This is a genomic window from Brevibacillus laterosporus (assembly GCF_030489605.1).
Lineage (GTDB): Bacteria > Bacillota > Bacilli > Brevibacillales > Brevibacillaceae > Brevibacillus_B > Brevibacillus_B laterosporus_E.
Map to the genome: position 1 here is coordinate 40,679 of NZ_JAUKFY010000019.1, position 15,105 is coordinate 55,783.

Sequence of the window (15,105 nt, forward strand, 5' to 3'; positions counted from 1 at the left end):
CTCCTCTCTCAACTGATTTTTATCTTTTCTTACATACATATACAAAAGCTGGCGGGATATTAAACGGGGTAAATTTAATATCCACCTTAGAAAATCGCGATTCCAGTTCATTCTTCAGCTGCAGGGAGTACTGAAAGGTAACAAAAACCCCATCCGGTTCAAGTGATTCTACCACACAATCTAAGATATCACTGCGCAGCTTTTCAGGGAAAACAGCAAATGGCAGTCCGGAAACAATAGCGTCTAGTGAAGGAATATTTAATTCATTCATATACTCTGATAATCTTACCGCCTCCGAGCAAATAGGCACCTGAGGAAAACGATGATGCAGCATTTGCTGGAATTGCGGGTCACGCTCCACGATAAAAAAGCGTGCATCCTTTTTCATCTGTGTAAGAATAGCACGTGTAAAAACACCGGTTCCTGGCCCTAATTCGGCAATATGTCCTACTTGCTCCCATGGAACATTTTTCATCATTAGACTACTTAAAAAACGCGAACTGGGGATCACGCTCCCTACTTGTCCCGGTCGAGAGACAAAGCGTCTCAGAAACACAAGTAAATCTGACATCTAGTAAACCCTCCTAGGGGAAAAGCAGCCCTAGACAGGGCTGCTGTGTGTAATAATATCTAGTTCTTTTTTGCTGACTCTACTTCTTCCCTATTTTCAGCGGATTTTCCTGCCAGCTTCTCCTTTAATTTTGCTAATTCATAATCTAACTCATCTTTTTTGTCCAGCTTTTTCAATGAACGGTGGTATTCAGAGTCCTCATACATACCGCTCATGCTGGCTTCCGCTTCCATCTGCATTACTTTTTCCTCCATACGATGGAACCCGCGGGCCGCATTTTCAACACCTATGCCTGTTACATAAGAGTTTACTTGTTTTTGTGTGCGTGCTACTTGAGCTCTGGACATTAGCATATATTTTTTAGCACGCATTTTATAGAACTCTTCTTTTAGTTCAGCTAATTTTTCACGCATTTGCTGAGCAGCATTACTAGACGAATCCAATAATTCTTTTAATTCAAGCGCACGTGATTCGTATGTCTTCTGATCCAATAAAGCACGTCTAGCCAATTCGTCCTCGCCTTCAGTAAGAGCAAGCATCACTTGGCGCTCGCGTTTAGCTGCTAAGGTATTCGCCTCTTCATATTGTTGACGGAATTTCTTCTCCTGAGCCACCTGACGAGCTACCGCTACTTCTACTCGACCGATCTCTGCTTCCATATCACGCATGTATTGTGTAAGCATAACGACCGGATCTTCTATGGAATCAATCGCATTATTTACGGAAGCCACCGTTACATCACGCAGTCTTTTAAAAATACTCATATTAAAATTCCTCCTTAGAGTTTATCATTTTTTGGTTTTTGTAATCAAAACAAATCCTTATGTTGGCGTTTCTTTAACTCATTTTCCCAACGATCGAGCTTATCTTCTCGCAATACACCTTGTGCCCATTCTCTCTCCCACATCGGTGGAGTTGATTCATACGGAGCCGTATGTCGCTGGCTTTTCATAAGCCTAAATCCAAAGTAGATGATCGCAATTGCCAGCAAACAACCAAATAGCAAGCTCAATTTATTTAAGAGCATTAATAGCCCGAAGAGGAAAACAAATATTCCCCATCCTTTATTTCCTGTTGAGCCAGCGCTTAACACCTTTTTGCAACCATAGACCATTAACAGTCCTGCGATAAACATGGGGATTAACCTGTCGATTCCTAGCCCTAGTTTGTCAAGCAATACCAGTACCCCTACGACAATCAGCGTAAGCCCCAGAAATAATTTTCCGGATTGCCCTTGCAAGTGTTTTCCCTCCTTTTTTCATTCGCTTGTTGTTCATGACCTTATTGTAGTCGACCCTGAAATAATCTATAACGGGCGAGCGGATGGTTTTCGCCTCAGCCCTGAGTCGGAGAGAATGTCCATCCTTAAAAGGAAAGATAGATTGCCCTATTACATGGATAAGAAATTTAGATAAAGCAACAGGAAACGGCAGAAACTTTCATCCGTTGCTACTAATAGAAAACAGAAGGAAAATGTCACTCTTACCAAAAATAGATAAGACGGGTTTTCTCTAAAAAGATTACTTAAAAATATGTCGAAACAGTGAACTTTAATAAAAAAAAAAGGGGAATCGCAACGAAAGTAGAATTTAATCTCTCTGTGTAAAAAAAAATCGAAAATTAGCCGAGTTCCAGACAATGGAAACGGGGGAACCATACTTTGGGGTGAATAGCTGTTCTTATAAAACAGCTTAGGGAAACCTTTCGACCGAACCCATCAGCTAACCTCGGAGGCTTAAAAGGAAGGGGCTCTTTCGTTGCGTAAGTTTGTGTGTTCCATACTAACGACTGCATTACTAGCAGTGGGTGGAGGTTCTGTATTCGCATCCTCCGACTCATTAGACAAGACCATCAATTCTTTGTATGGCGTACCTTACAAAGCAGCCGGTAAATCTACTTCCGGTTTTGATTGCTCCGGATTTACCGGATACGTGTTTGGGGCTTTAGGTGCAAAACTTCCAGCTTCTTCTTCTGCCCAATTTGAAATTGGAGAGTCAGTAGATCGGGAAGACCTAAAACCAGGAGATTTAGTGTTTTTTAACACGAATGGAAGAAGCATCTCGCACGTAGGCATCTATATTGGAAACAATATGTTTGCTCACTCGGAAACAGGAATTGGAGTAACGAAGACAAGCCTTGACGATCCCTACTATTGGAGCAAAAAATATGTAGGCGCTAAACGTGTAGCAATTCCAGAAATGGAAGACTAAAATCTTTTTCACTGAGGCTGAAAAAGAAGCACAACCTTTTTATACAAAAGCCAGGGACATGAGTCTCTGGCTTTTTCTGACTGTAATTAGTACCAGCTCACATGATAAGGCTATATCTTTCCTTATATTTAATTGTGCCATATACCCTTATCCATGATATGATGAAATTAACTGCATTTCGTAGAAACTAGGAGGGTCTCCCTTGAAAGATCATATTTTTGTCGTGGACGATAACCAAGAGATTGTCGATCTGCTCCAAGATATTCTTGAGAATGAAGGTTTTGACGTTTCTCATGCAAATAGTGGAGAAGAAGCACTTGCAAAGCTAGATAGCGGGCTAACCCCCAACCTCATTTTACTTGATATTATGATGCCACATATGAGCGGGTATGAACTATGCGCCCAAATTCGCCGTGAACGGGAAATGCCTATCATTTTCTTAAGTGCAAAAGGCAAACCAGTAGATAAAGTTGTAGGACTAGAAATTGGTGCTGATGACTATATCACCAAGCCTTTTGATACGGAAGAATTGTTGGCCCGCATCCGTGCTCACCTTCGCCGCTATGACCGGTTGAGAAAATTAACTGCCCAGAATGAACAACTAGACAAGGAAGCCGGAAATTCAGCTCTCACCATCTTAAAATTCAAAGGGTTGGAAATTCATAAGGAAACTTACTCTGTCTATGTAGGAGAAAATAAAATTGATTTATCTACAAAAGAATTTCAATTATTAACCTTCCTAGCAGAGAACCCGGGTATTGTTTTTACCCGAGAGCAAATCTATGATCGCGTATGGGGCTATGGTTATGGCTCACTTAATACTGTTACGGTACATATTAAGAACCTGCGCGAAAAGCTAGAAACCGAACGTACATTTATTAAAACACAATGGGGAACTGGTTACGTCTTTATTGGGGAGCGTATCTAATTCGTGAAAATCAGCAATAAAATACTGCTCGCCTTTTTAGCTGTCATCATGATTCATATTTTGGCCTATCGCTTTGTTTTTCAAAACATTATTGTGGATCAGCTTAAAACAGATCGCCACGAGCAGTTTTTGCTGGGAAAAGAAGTGGCCGAGAGAGTCAGCTTTAATGAAGTGATTCGTCGTTCCTTGTTTAAAGATCCCAATGAATTAAAAGAATTAACGAAACAGTTACCAGAAGACCTGATGTATACGATTGTGGTAGAGGACGAAAATGGAAATGCCATTACCACCAAAACCTCCGAAGCCTATAATGCAAAAGGCAAAGGATTAAAAAAGGTAATAGCAGAGTATTCCATTGATCGCAGTGCTCCTGTAGAGGGTAAGACTGTTGTTCGATTTTATACAGATGATTATGATATTCTCGCTTCTAGGGGAGTTACCATGATCATTGTGTATATTTATGTCAGCTTAATTTTCATAGGTATTATTCTATTTATTGTGGTCATTCGTTGGATACTACGTCCTGTTAATGAGCTTTCTCGTGTTACTCAGGAAATTAAGCTGGGCAAACGAGATGTTGCCTTTTCTTATCAATCTACCGATGAATTTGGGCAACTATTCCGCTATTTCGATGACATGGTGGAAGAGCTCAATTTTGTCGAGGAACGACAACAAGAATTGATGGCAGCTATTGCACATGATTTTCGCACACCTTTAACTACAATTAAGGGATATGCCTCTTATATTGCTTCAGGTCGAGTTACCGATCTAGAACGAATACAGAAGCAAATGGCAAAAATAGAAGACAAGGCTCTTGATTTGGAAAACCTATTGGATGAGCTGCAGGACCATAATCAATTGATGGGTCGCTTTCCACTCAACCTAACTCGCATTCATATCCGAACATTCGCTAGCAACATCGCTGAGGAATACGCCACCCGTCTGGAGCAAAGTCCCATCGGCTTTTCCAGTAAATTCCGCGTTTCTGATTCATTACATATGGAAGCGGATGAGCCAAAGCTACGGCGCGTTTTAGAAAACCTGCTAAATAACGCGATACATTATAATAAACCTGATGGAAGTATCCTGTTTACCTGTGATATGGGAAACAACGAAGTGAGCTTCTCTGTCATTGATAAAGGGGACGGTATCGCGGAAGAAGATTTATCGAAGATCTTCACCAAATTCTACCGTGCGGAAAAATCACGTAATCGAAATAGCGGCGGTACAGGATTAGGCTTAACAATTTGCCAGCGGCTTGTTGAACGACATTCTGGAAAAATCACTGTAAGCAGTCAGGTAGGTATAGGGAGCGCCTTTACTGTAACCATTCCGCTTAAACAGAAAAAAACAGTTCCTGATCTGCCTGTACCACAGGATTAGGAGAACCAACCATTTTTCCTACAGGATAATCAACTAATGTAAAAAATACCGCATCCAAGCTGCTGCTTTGGATGCGGTATTTTTTATAGCTGTGTTATTGTTTGTTTATTGCATGCAGACTCTATCCCCCAGATTATGCCTCTCGTTCCTCGAGTAATCGCAAGGATTCAATACAATGCGCCACAATTTCATTTATATCAGGGATATTTCCTTCATCGATCTTCCGATGAAAATCCAGTTTAATTCGGACCTGAAATTGTTCAGGCGGCCATCTAAATTCCTGATGCTCGTCGATTGTAAACATGACCTGTTGTGTAATATGCGGTCGATGTCCCCAAATTTCATTTAACAAATCTATTACTTGAACAGATTCGTAGCGTACATCCCTCATTGATACATCAAAATGAATGCAGATCCGACAGCCCATCGGTACAGCGAGCGGTTGCTCTAACTGCTCACTTGCGATATCAGCTAGTTCCGTTGAGAGCTGAATTTCGGCAGTAACCTTATGCTGGCTGGTGTCTTCCTTGGAAGACAATAAATGAAATTGAATATGAAAATAGCGTCCAAATTTAGCCAAATCAACAGCATCTACTCGATTTATTACCAAAATATCGCCGTCCAAATCATGATCATAAACGGCGCCTTCTAATACAACCTTTATATTGTCATAAATAATGGGATGAAACATCAAAAAGCTCCTCTCCATATTCTGTTCTTAGAATGCCCTGTTTTTTTGGTTGGTGCAAGTAAAACGAAAAGAAAAATGAATGACCTCAATCCTTTTTTCATTCGCAGATACACGAAAACAAAGATGTATACCCATAAAAAAAAAGCCACTCTGCTTGATTGGCAGAATGGCTTAATAAAGGGTGTGTATAGGGAGAAAAGAAAGGGTTCCATAAAAGAGTATCTTAAAACAAATTGATTAAGCTTCTACGATGATGTACTTCTTTTCAGAGCACTCCAAGCATTCGGACATATAAGATTCGGCTTGTTCTGTAATCGGTTGGCCACAGCATTCACATTGTTTTGGTCCCAATGTAGCAAAGAAATGAGTCAATTTCTCCATATAAATCGCCTCCGTATGTTTTCGTGCTTCAATTGTCAATTGCTGATTTAATTGTACTACAACAGAGTTAAAATAAAAATCTTGTTATAGCACATTTTACAGCGATTATCCGATATTTGGTTATCCTATCTCTCGAATACTCTTTGTTTCTCTGTATTAATACTATTTTTACTACATTATGCTGTTATAATACAAGAAATAATATCCAGTGCTGAAAAGGACTGGGGAAACAACAGGTTACTCCGCCAGAAGGAACGGATAAATGAATTCATGCTTACTAATTGTTTAGTATAGCTTCTAAACGAAAGCATTCTTGAACCAGCCCTCTTCTTTTGTCATGACCTAATGGATTAACATGGATGTCTTTGTTTTTTGACATCACATTAAGGTTACTTTATAATGAATGATAGTCATTCATTTTTGAAAGGGAGGTAATCACTATAGCTAACACTTCTGACGATAAATACAATAAAATTTTACAGGCTGCCATTGACGTCATTTCAGAAAAAGGACTTGATAAGACTTCCATTTCAAATATCGTACAAAAAGCAGGAGTTGCACAAGGAACCTTCTATTTGTATTTTTCATCTAAAAAGGCTTTAATTCCAGCCATTGCAGATAATCTTCTCACCACCACTTTTGAAAGAATTAAAGAAAAGGTTCAGGGGAAAGAAAACTTTTGGGAAGTCTTAGAGGTTGTGATTGACGAAACCTTTCACATAACCGATTCTTATAAAGACATTATTATCCTTTGCTATTCCGGTCTTGCCATCGATCATTCAATGGAAAAATGGGAAGCGATATACCGTCCCTACTATCATTGGTTTGAAGTTATATTAAACAAAGCCGTAAATGCTAACGAGATTATCAGTGATATTAATATTGAGCGAATGGCAAAAATGATTATCAACCTTGTTGAGAATGCGGCTGAACGATTTTATATAGGACGTGATCAGGATGATACTGTGGATATCGTTAAGGCTGAGACCTACAACTTCATCAAGCGATCACTGTTACAAAATAAATAAAGCTATCAGGTATGTGCCAATTTTTTTTAAAACCAAAATGACTGACATTCATTCATTTCTGACTGATAAAGCATAACGGTTATGCTCCTCTTGGTTCTATTGGTTCTACGTGTAATTTCAATATTACCTACAGACAATAAAAGCAAAGAAGTACATGAACAAGAAGCCGGTTACGTAACTAATACTTTGTGCCTTTACCGATCATTTTGAAATGAGTGATTTACAATTCGACAAAAAGGAATGATTGTTTATGAATAGAGCTTGGATTTATGTCATGTTAACTTGTTTATTTGAATTGCTTTGGGTTTATGCTTTTAACGTGGCAGCAGCATGGTGGCACTGGGCTATTGTGGTTGTCATTATTATTGCAGATTTTTATCTACTCTCTAAAGCTTGCGAAACATTACCAACGGGTACAGTTTATGCTATTTTCGCAGCAGCAGGCACAGTAGGTACCGCCCTCATGGATATTTTTATCTTTGAAGGTGTATTCAGCTTGGCAAAAGGTCTATTTATGGGGCTTCTGGTCATTGGCGTAATTTCATTAAAGCTTGCAGACAATAAAGGCGGAAACACACAAGAGAAAGGAGCTGCTTAATTATGGGTTGGTTATTTGTGTTTCTAGCAGCAATATTTGAATTAATTGGAGTAATAGGGTTAAAAAGATTTAGTACAAATAAATCTTTGATAAATACGGCTCTTTTCTTTGGAGGATTCGGTGCATCGTTTGCCCTCCTTTACACATCTCTTCAATATCTTCAGTTAAGTGTAGCCTATGCTGTTTGGATTGGTGTGGGAACAGCCGGTGCAGTACTAGTAAATATGATCTTTTTCAATGAATCAAAGAGCATCGGACGTATCATAAGCCTCATCATTATTGTCATCGGGGTTACTGGATTAAAAGCAGTATCTTAACCTACAGTCTTATCGAGTAAAAGCAACAATAGCCTTCCCAACATGGAAGGCTATTTGTTTATTTGAATTCACATTAGTTACCAGTAGGGGCCTGACAGCTTAAGACTGCGAGGCAGCTCTGGAAAGTTCATTTCCTGTTGCTGGTACATTTATTTTTTGCTTCAAAAAATCCTGTTCCTGCTCTTCTGTGATATAACCTAGCTTTTTCATTCGGCTTAATACCACATGTTGCCGGGTCATTGCCTTATCAGGATATTTGATTGGTGAATAATTTTCTGGTGCTTTTGGTAAAGCTGCAAGCATTGCTGCTTCACTCTCATTAATTGTTTTCAGCTTTGGATCATGTAATCGTACCGTTTTGCCAAAATAATATTGTGCTGCTGCTTCAATTCCATATTTTCCATGACCAAAATAGATATTGTTTAAATACATCTCCAGGATTTCATCTTTAGTATATTGGCGTTCTAAATTCATCGCAATGAGAGCTTCTTTTAGCTTGCGTGTATAGGTTTTCTCATTTGTTAAAAATAAATTTCTGGCTAGTTGCATGCTAATCGTGCTTCCGCCTTGCCGCTTGCTCTCTGACATCGTGTTAATCCATAAAGCTCGTCCAAACGCAATGTAATCAATTCCTTTATGGTAATAGTAACGGTGGTCTTCAATCGCAATAAAAGCGTCCTTCAGATAAGAAGGCATCTCGTCTGTAGCAACATACGTACCTTTGCCTCCTAAACTACTCCCTGCCGTCTTACTTAAGATCTGTTGGTCTATTAAATAAGAACCAGCTATAGTTACAATAGAGTATGCAATAATCTGCAAGAAAAGCGCAGCAATCAACAATATTGCTAACCACTTTGGTACACGTGTACGTCTGGCTTTAGGCTTGCTCTTTTTTAATGGTTGCGCAGTTCCTTGTAGGACATGATTCATGATTGCTGCCCCCTTTCTACTTATAGGACGTTGTTTTCTTTGACATGTTTCGACTTTTGCCTCGTTGTAAGCTAATTGTAGTCCAACCATCTTACCATTACCTATTGATAAGTCTTACAGAAACCTTAAATTTTTGTAAGGTTTCTTGGTTTATAAATGGGTACTATAACAGAAAAAAGCCTGACTCCCATAAGGAATCAGACCTTACATAACCTATTCGGGCAAAGCGCGTATACCTACACAGCTTCGTAAATTGCCTCGTAACGCTTACCGATCTCTTCGTCGTTTAAACCGAATTCTTTCATACGTTTAATCATTGCTTGAGCCCAAATATTTGTGCGTTCAGCAATTTTAGCGAATTTCTTTGCTTCTTTCCCTTTACGCTTAGAGCGCTCTTCGCTGTTTGCCTTTAAGTTATCTAGAATGAAGATCATACGCATGGTATCTTCTTCGTTCAAGTTTTTCCAATCACTATCTAAAAATACCAATACGTCTTTATAATACTTATCAAATTCAAGGAAAGAGATTTCTGTATCCATGTTTAGATATTCTTTCAATTGGTCAAACAATGCATCCATCTTTTTGTAACACTCCCTTAATTGGCTTAAGCACCATTATAACAAAAATGAAGAAGACAGGGAAAGAAAAAAGCTCGAATGTTATGAAGTAGTAATTGTTTCTAAGCAGACGTTTTTGAAAGAACCCCTTCCAAACATCCCCTGATACCCGCTCCCTTTCTCTTCTCAGCATCTCTCATCGGGAATACCTGCTCTGCTCGGTTCTGCTTGGTGGATTGTTTTTTATTTGTTAGTATAGAAGCTAACGGTTACAATTTCGTGTAGCGTGTATCGTAGTTTCTAAGAAAGAGGTTTGTCTCATGAATAATAGAAGGAACCACCCCAAAAAGCACTTTGCGAAAAACAACAGGAATTTTACCAGTAAAAATCAGGCTCCAGTCAAACAATATACGGTAAAAGAACCGTCTGAATTACTACCGTTTTTATTACAGCATATTACAAATCTCAGCCGTAACTCTATTAAGTCCCTGTTAACACGTGGTCAGGTATTAGTAAATGATAAAGTTGTGACAACCCATAATCATGTATTGCACCCTGGACAAACGGTCTGTCTACAGAATAAGAAGGTTTCGGAAACACCTCCAATGATTGGTATCAAGATTTTATATGAAGATGCCGATGTTATTGTTGTCCAAAAAGAAGCCGGCTTGCTATCAATTGCTTCACCGCAAGAAAAGGAATTAACTGTTTATCGTCAATTAATGGCTTATGTTCGTCTTGAGAATCCTCAAAATAGGATTTTCGTTGTGCACCGCCTAGATCGAGACACATCTGGCGTTATGATGTTCGCTAAAAGTGAACGGGTCCAACAGGCACTCCAAAATTCCTGGAAAGACAGTGTCAAGGAACGCTTGTATGTTGCCCTGGTTGAAGGTAACGTGAAAAAGCAAGAGGGAACTATTTCATCCTGGCTAAAAGAAAGTAGTACGTTAAAAATGTATTCCAGTCACCGTCCAAATGATGGCCAGCATGCTATTACTCACTATAAAGTGCTCCAGTCTGATCGAAATTTCTCCTTGCTGGAAGTCCAACTGGAGACAGGCCGGAAAAATCAAATCCGCGTCCACATGGAAGATATAGGACACCCTATAGTAGGTGACAAGAAATACGGTGCCAAATCTAAGCCAATCGGTCGATTAGGGCTACACGCACGAGTCTTATCCTTTGTACATCCTAGTACGGGCGAACTGCTGCGTTTTGAAACAGATATTCCTAAGACTTTTTTTCATCCATTTAAGAAGGAATCTCAACACGAAAAGTAAGCAAAACCGTTCTATTTGCTTAACATTCCAATAAACATTTACATATACTGTAAATGTTATAAAAATCTAAAATGATAATGAGGTGTAGAAAAGGATATGATGATTTTATCGACTGTTCTTCTAAGAGATTAGGCTACTACGGGAGAAGTCTGCCCATTTTTCATAAGCCAATCTGAGGACAGTAGATAAAAAATCTTATTCCTTTCTTACTAACATTATTGGGTAGTGGGTAAGGTATATTCGCCTTACCCATTTTTATGTTCAGCTAATTGAATATTGTTTTTATCATGCTGTTCTCTCGTTGGCTTTCCATATGAAAGATTAAGGAGAGAATACGTAATGAGCATATTAGCGGTTGAAAATGTTACACAGATGTATGGGGGTAACATTATCTTTCAAAATATAAGCTTTCGACTACTTCAAGGAGAGCATGCCGGTCTTGTTGGCAGCAACGGAGCAGGAAAATCGACTCTCCTTCGCATTTTAGCGGGGGAACTCCTCCCTGATTCAGGGACAGTGAAGTGGCTCTCTCATCTCAAAAAAGGTTACCTGCAGCAGCATATTGATTTACAGGCTGGCACAACCATTTTGCAGTATTTACAAGGAGCTTTTGCCCATCTGTATGAGATAGAAAAAAAGCTGCTTCGATTAACAGAGGAAATGTCTGCCCCTAAAAATAACCTGGAACAATTGTTAGCTCGCTATGGTGAGTTGCAAAGTATTCTGGATCTCTCTGACTTTTATCAGACAGAAGCCAAAATAGAAGAAATTGCTTCTGGACTAGGTATTTATGAGCTTGGTATGGATCGCGATGTGCAAACGCTCAGCGGCGGTCAACGCACAAAGCTATTGCTAGGAAAGCTTTTATTAGAAGAGCCCCATGCTTTGTTACTGGATGAGCCAACAAACTATCTTGATGACGCACATATAGCATGGCTTATCAATTATTTAAAAAGCTATAAGCATGCCTATCTTGTGGTCTCACATGATCAGAGGTTCCTCAACGAAATCACAACTGCCATCTATCATTTAGAGCATCAGACGATCAAACGATATACAGGTAACTATGATTTTTTTCTAACAAGCTATGCCCAAAATAAACAGCAATTACAAGATGCATATGAACGGCAACAAAAGGAAATATCCAGGCTAGAGAATTTTATTGAAAAAAATCGTGTTCGCAAGGCTAAACAAGCAAAGAGTCGTGAAAAGGCATTAGAAAAAATAGCTCGTCTGAAGAAACCGACCTCAACAGCGCAGCCGCGCTTTATGTTTCACATTCATTCGGAGCCAGTCAGTCAGATTTTAGAAGCGCGCAATTTACAAATCGGCTATACAGAACCTTTATTGGGACCAATTGATTTACGAGTGACCCGCGGTGAAAAAATCGCAATTGTAGGCTATAACGGTATTGGTAAATCTACCATGCTTCGCACATTACTAGGGTATCTGCAACCGTTAAGTGGCAGCGTACGAATTGGGGAACGAGTAAAACCAGCATATTTTTCACAAGAAGAATCGGCCTCGAATCAAACACCACTTGAGCAAGTATGGTCATTACGGCCTGATTTAACACAAAAGGAAATAAGACAGGAGCTAGCAAGATCCGGTCTTAGTGAACAGCATATTCGGCAAAAGGTCTGCTCATTGAGCGGTGGGGAACAAGCGAAGGTCAGATTATGCGGGCTCATGCTAACAAACAGCAACGTACTCGTCTTAGATGAACCGACGAATCATTTGGATACCGGGGCAAAAGAAGCTTTTAAAGAGGCACTCAAACAATATAAGGGTACAATACTGCTAGTTTCTCATGAGCCTGCGTTTTATGAAGATTGGGTTACGCAAATCTGGCAAGTACAGAATTGGTTCCAATCGTAAAAAAAGGTTTCAACGGGAGTGTACGCTCCGTTGAAACCTTTCATATTTTCAGGCTGAAGATTGCCAATTATTTGACTTAGATCATTACACGCAACTTTTGCTTCGCTCCATGAGGTAAACGTTCATACCACATTAACGGCTGAAGAAGATACGGCACTGAGATTAGTTGCTATGTCACATCTTCAAATGGCAAAATTTTAACTTCGTTTGGGCCTTCCCGTTAGGAATTACTCTCCGCTCCCCCTTCTTGCTCTACTAATGTCTCGCTGGTATCTGCTTGTTTTTGCAACTGCATTTTAAATAAAGGAATTACTACACAGACCGCTATTATGAATAATAATCCGGAAATTTGATAGCTTGCTTGTAAAGAAACGGTCTCTTTAACCACCCCTGCTATGCTCATTGTTACGACCATCATTCCTGAAAATAAGGGGCTGAGAACTCCGTTTACCCTTCCAACAAATTTTTGCTCAGACGAAAACAAAATCATGGTATTAATCCCAATTTGAATACAGGGGAAAAATAGCCCGTTTACAAATTGAAAGATCAACACGATCCAAAAGCTTTGCGTAAGGCTAATACCAAATACGGAAAATGCACTGCTCAAAAGCCCCAATGCCAACAGTTTTTGTGGTGAGATTTTTTTGGAAAGGCTCATTACCACTGCCCCTCCAAGGAGCATAGCTGCCCCCGTCGTTGTGAACAACCATTGCAAGTTCTCTTTCGGTAATCCTAATTGTTCTACAACTACAAAAATACCTAATGGCTGGATAAGACCTACAGCCAGACCCACTCCTATGAAACACATACTTAACCGGCGTAAGACAAATTTAGACCATACATACCGTAAGCCATCCCCCATTTCTTGGAGCAGGCTTGTTTGACCATGGTTCTGTTCTGGCCGCTGATCTTTTGGCAATTGATACAGGACTGCTGCCGATAATAAAAATGCAATCCCTGTTACGCCAATAGAAATTGTAATGCCGAAGCTTTGGTATATCATTGTTCCAATCGCTGGACCAAGAATCATAAAAATTGCTATCAGAGTTTGAAACATAGCCATTCCAGCCTGCAGTTGTTCAGCCGGTACATGCTGTTTAAACAGCTTCATGGCAGACGGCTGTGAGAATTGCGATAAAATCGCAGAAAACAATGTAACGAAAAAAATAGCCTTCCACGATCCAAACATCAGCGTTCCCAATACACAAAACACAGAAATGGCACTTAATATGTCGCACCATACCATTGTCCGCTTTGGTCTCCAGCGGTCAGCAAATGTCCCGCCAATAAATGAAAAAATAAAGATGGGGGCAAACTCTGCCACTGATATCAAAGAGACGACATACGGGTCATTATTTGTAATCTCCATGACGTAGAGAAGTACAGCAAAATTACGAACCCATGTACCAATCTGCAGAAAAATCCCTGATAAAAGAATAACGCGTATAAACGTATGTGAAAAAATATGCGGTTGTTTTATTGTTTCCACCATGTTTCCCCCTATTTTTGAAAAAAGAAAGAGATAGTCACAGGTTACTATCTCCATTCTCCCCTGTTGAAAATTTTTATTCGTAAAAAGCTGGTGGTATAACTACAGAAGACCTTCTCCGCTAAAAAAACTTCAAGCGAAGACGTACCTATTACTTGGGGGACTCAAATTAGCGAAAAACTACATTTCAGCTCCTATTGAGCTATGCTATGATAACCCGCTTCCCCATAGGGTTGTAGCTTGACTAACCACTTTTCGTACAGCTTGTTTAATTCATCAGCAGCATCAAAGTATCCCTCTGTCTTTTCCTTTAGCTCCTCTAAAACCTCAAAAATAAAAGCTTCCTCTCCATATTCATTCCATTCCTGCTGAAGCTGCTTATTTGGATGAGTACCTGTTTTTAATTGAAAGAGCCTACCGTTCATCATCTTTAAATTAGGCGTACTTCCTACAAATATTTTTTGATTGCGGATGTTTTTAATTTGATATACCCCTCCCACTGGCTTTGTTTCTTTGTATTGGCGTTTTAATTCCGCTTTTCTGCTTGTAGACATCAATAATTTTCCTTTCTGTGTAAGATATGGCTGACAGAAATGATTCAACTAAAAACAAACATGAATTTTATTTGTTTATATAATAATAGACAATAACTGTTTTTGTCTATAACTAAATGTGATTATTGATTTATGTTACCCATTATTTCTTTTCATTCGTCTCCTTTTCATCAGCTTACTGTTGTCATAGCAAGTTTAACCGTCTAATAGCGGGAAAAAACACTTTGCTTCTCCCTCTATTGGTAAATTTCGTTTTCTCCTTGCCTACAGAGGAGCTATAATGGTGTGGATGGACATATCACCTAAT

General features: G+C 39.4%; 17 protein-coding genes and 1 riboswitch. Of the genes, 8 read left to right on the plus strand and 9 right to left on the minus strand.

Going from position 1 to position 15,105, the window contains the following annotated elements; all coding sequences use genetic code 11:
• Nucleotides 1-19: 19 nt before the first annotated feature.
• From QZ995_RS17915 to QZ995_RS17925, 3 genes are read right to left on the minus strand one after another with little or no spacing between them, the layout of a single operon-like run.
• Nucleotides 20-571 carry a class I SAM-dependent methyltransferase gene (locus QZ995_RS17915; protein ID WP_031411860.1) on the minus strand — a complete coding sequence of 184 codons (552 nt, stop codon included), beginning with the start codon at nt 569-571 and terminating at the stop codon, nt 20-22.
• Nucleotides 572-630: 59 nt separating this feature from the next.
• Nucleotides 631-1,335: a PspA/IM30 family protein gene (locus QZ995_RS17920; RefSeq protein WP_301809547.1), complete on the minus strand. Its 705-nt coding sequence runs from the start codon at nt 1,333-1,335 to the stop codon at nt 631-633.
• A gap of 44 nt (nt 1,336-1,379) precedes the next feature.
• The gene (locus QZ995_RS17925; protein WP_301809549.1) at nt 1,380-1,811 is read right to left on the minus strand and encodes a LiaF transmembrane domain-containing protein; all 432 of its coding nucleotides are present in this window, start codon (nt 1,809-1,811) and stop codon (nt 1,380-1,382) included.
• Nucleotides 1,812-2,183: 372 nt separating this feature from the next.
• Nucleotides 2,184-2,322, plus strand: a riboswitch (cyclic di-AMP (ydaO/yuaA leader).
• Nucleotides 2,323-2,328: 6 nt separating this feature from the next.
• Between QZ995_RS17925 and QZ995_RS17930 the strand changes: the two genes are divergently transcribed.
• From QZ995_RS17930 to QZ995_RS17940, 3 genes are all read left to right on the plus strand, one after another.
• Nucleotides 2,329-2,781 (plus strand): C40 family peptidase, encoded by a 453-nt coding sequence (locus tag QZ995_RS17930; protein ID WP_301809552.1) that lies wholly within the window; start codon nt 2,329-2,331, stop codon nt 2,779-2,781.
• A 202-nt stretch (nt 2,782-2,983) separates the two neighbouring features.
• Entirely contained in the window at nt 2,984-3,709 is a 726-nt protein-coding gene (locus QZ995_RS17935; protein ID WP_003335443.1) for a response regulator transcription factor, read from the plus strand.
• A gap of 3 nt (nt 3,710-3,712) precedes the next feature.
• A complete protein-coding gene (locus tag QZ995_RS17940; RefSeq protein WP_301809555.1) occupies nt 3,713-5,092 on the plus strand; it encodes a sensor histidine kinase in 1,380 nt (459 codons plus the stop codon).
• A 133-nt stretch (nt 5,093-5,225) separates the two neighbouring features.
• On the opposite strand, the gene QZ995_RS17945 is transcribed toward QZ995_RS17940, so the two are convergent.
• Together QZ995_RS17945 and yhfH are read right to left on the minus strand one after the other, a co-directional pair.
• Complete coding sequence (locus tag QZ995_RS17945; protein ID WP_301809559.1) at nt 5,226-5,783, minus strand: hypothetical protein; 558 nt, start codon at nt 5,781-5,783, stop codon at nt 5,226-5,228.
• A gap of 237 nt (nt 5,784-6,020) precedes the next feature.
• Entirely contained in the window at nt 6,021-6,164 is a 144-nt protein-coding gene (gene yhfH, locus QZ995_RS17950; RefSeq protein ID WP_081873078.1) for a protein YhfH, read from the minus strand.
• A 440-nt stretch (nt 6,165-6,604) separates the two neighbouring features.
• Here yhfH and QZ995_RS17955 point away from each other — a divergent pair, with 440 nt between their 5' ends.
• The 3 genes from QZ995_RS17955 (at nt 6,605) to QZ995_RS17965 (ending at nt 8,107) form a co-directional block, all read left to right on the plus strand.
• Nucleotides 6,605-7,192: a TetR family transcriptional regulator gene (locus QZ995_RS17955; protein WP_301809659.1), complete on the plus strand. Its 588-nt coding sequence runs from the start codon at nt 6,605-6,607 to the stop codon at nt 7,190-7,192.
• Between the two features lie 250 nt (nt 7,193-7,442).
• On the plus strand, nt 7,443-7,790 hold the full coding sequence (locus QZ995_RS17960) for a DMT family transporter (RefSeq protein WP_301809563.1): 348 nt from the start codon (nt 7,443-7,445) through the stop codon (nt 7,788-7,790).
• Between the two features lie 2 nt (nt 7,791-7,792).
• Nucleotides 7,793-8,107, plus strand: a complete 315-nt coding sequence (locus QZ995_RS17965) for a DMT family transporter (RefSeq protein WP_301809564.1) — start codon at nt 7,793-7,795, stop codon at nt 8,105-8,107.
• A 99-nt stretch (nt 8,108-8,206) separates the two neighbouring features.
• On the opposite strand, the gene QZ995_RS17970 is transcribed toward QZ995_RS17965, so the two are convergent.
• Together QZ995_RS17970 and QZ995_RS17975 are read right to left on the minus strand one after the other, a co-directional pair.
• Nucleotides 8,207-9,037 (minus strand): transglycosylase domain-containing protein, encoded by an 831-nt coding sequence (locus QZ995_RS17970; protein WP_301809566.1) that lies wholly within the window; start codon nt 9,035-9,037, stop codon nt 8,207-8,209.
• Between the two features lie 236 nt (nt 9,038-9,273).
• Nucleotides 9,274-9,615 (minus strand): hypothetical protein, encoded by a 342-nt coding sequence (locus QZ995_RS17975; protein WP_301809568.1) that lies wholly within the window; start codon nt 9,613-9,615, stop codon nt 9,274-9,276.
• Nucleotides 9,616-9,914: 299 nt separating this feature from the next.
• Between QZ995_RS17975 and QZ995_RS17980 the strand changes: the two genes are divergently transcribed.
• A complete protein-coding gene (locus QZ995_RS17980) occupies nt 9,915-10,877 on the plus strand; it encodes an RluA family pseudouridine synthase (protein ID WP_301809571.1) in 963 nt (320 codons plus the stop codon).
• Between the two features lie 339 nt (nt 10,878-11,216).
• Nucleotides 11,217-12,755 (plus strand): ABC-F family ATP-binding cassette domain-containing protein, encoded by a 1,539-nt coding sequence (locus tag QZ995_RS17985; RefSeq protein ID WP_301809575.1) that lies wholly within the window; start codon nt 11,217-11,219, stop codon nt 12,753-12,755.
• 220 nt (nt 12,756-12,975) lie between these two features.
• Here QZ995_RS17985 and QZ995_RS17990 read toward each other — a convergent pair whose 3' ends face one another.
• Both QZ995_RS17990 and QZ995_RS17995 read right to left on the minus strand, forming a co-directional pair.
• Nucleotides 12,976-14,247 (minus strand): MFS transporter, encoded by a 1,272-nt coding sequence (locus tag QZ995_RS17990; RefSeq protein ID WP_301809578.1) that lies wholly within the window; start codon nt 14,245-14,247, stop codon nt 12,976-12,978.
• 191 nt (nt 14,248-14,438) lie between these two features.
• Nucleotides 14,439-14,798, minus strand: coding sequence for a GIY-YIG nuclease family protein (locus QZ995_RS17995; protein ID WP_301809580.1), 360 nt, complete (start codon nt 14,796-14,798; stop codon nt 14,439-14,441).
• Nucleotides 14,799-15,105 lie beyond the last annotated feature (307 nt).

Coding starts and splice junctions, on each gene's coding strand:
- QZ995_RS17915 (WP_031411860.1), bottom strand. CDS start 571: ATGTCAGATTTACTTGTGTTTCTGAGACGCTTTGTCTCTCGACCGGGA.
- QZ995_RS17920 (WP_301809547.1), bottom strand. CDS start 1,335: ATGAGTATTTTTAAAAGACTGCGTGATGTAACGGTGGCTTCCGTAAAT.
- QZ995_RS17945 (WP_301809559.1), bottom strand. CDS start 5,783: ATGTTTCATCCCATTATTTATGACAATATAAAGGTTGTATTAGAAGGC.
- yhfH (WP_081873078.1), bottom strand. CDS start 6,164: ATGGAGAAATTGACTCATTTCTTTGCTACATTGGGACCAAAACAATGT.
- QZ995_RS17960 (WP_301809563.1), top strand. CDS start 7,443: ATGAATAGAGCTTGGATTTATGTCATGTTAACTTGTTTATTTGAATTG.
- QZ995_RS17965 (WP_301809564.1), top strand. CDS start 7,793: ATGGGTTGGTTATTTGTGTTTCTAGCAGCAATATTTGAATTAATTGGA.
- QZ995_RS17970 (WP_301809566.1), bottom strand. CDS start 9,037: ATGAATCATGTCCTACAAGGAACTGCGCAACCATTAAAAAAGAGCAAG.
- QZ995_RS17975 (WP_301809568.1), bottom strand. CDS start 9,615: ATGGATGCATTGTTTGACCAATTGAAAGAATATCTAAACATGGATACA.
- QZ995_RS17980 (WP_301809571.1), top strand. CDS start 9,915: ATGAATAATAGAAGGAACCACCCCAAAAAGCACTTTGCGAAAAACAAC.
- QZ995_RS17985 (WP_301809575.1), top strand. CDS start 11,217: ATGAGCATATTAGCGGTTGAAAATGTTACACAGATGTATGGGGGTAAC.
- QZ995_RS17990 (WP_301809578.1), bottom strand. CDS start 14,247: ATGGTGGAAACAATAAAACAACCGCATATTTTTTCACATACGTTTATA.
- QZ995_RS17995 (WP_301809580.1), bottom strand. CDS start 14,798: ATGTCTACAAGCAGAAAAGCGGAATTAAAACGCCAATACAAAGAAACA.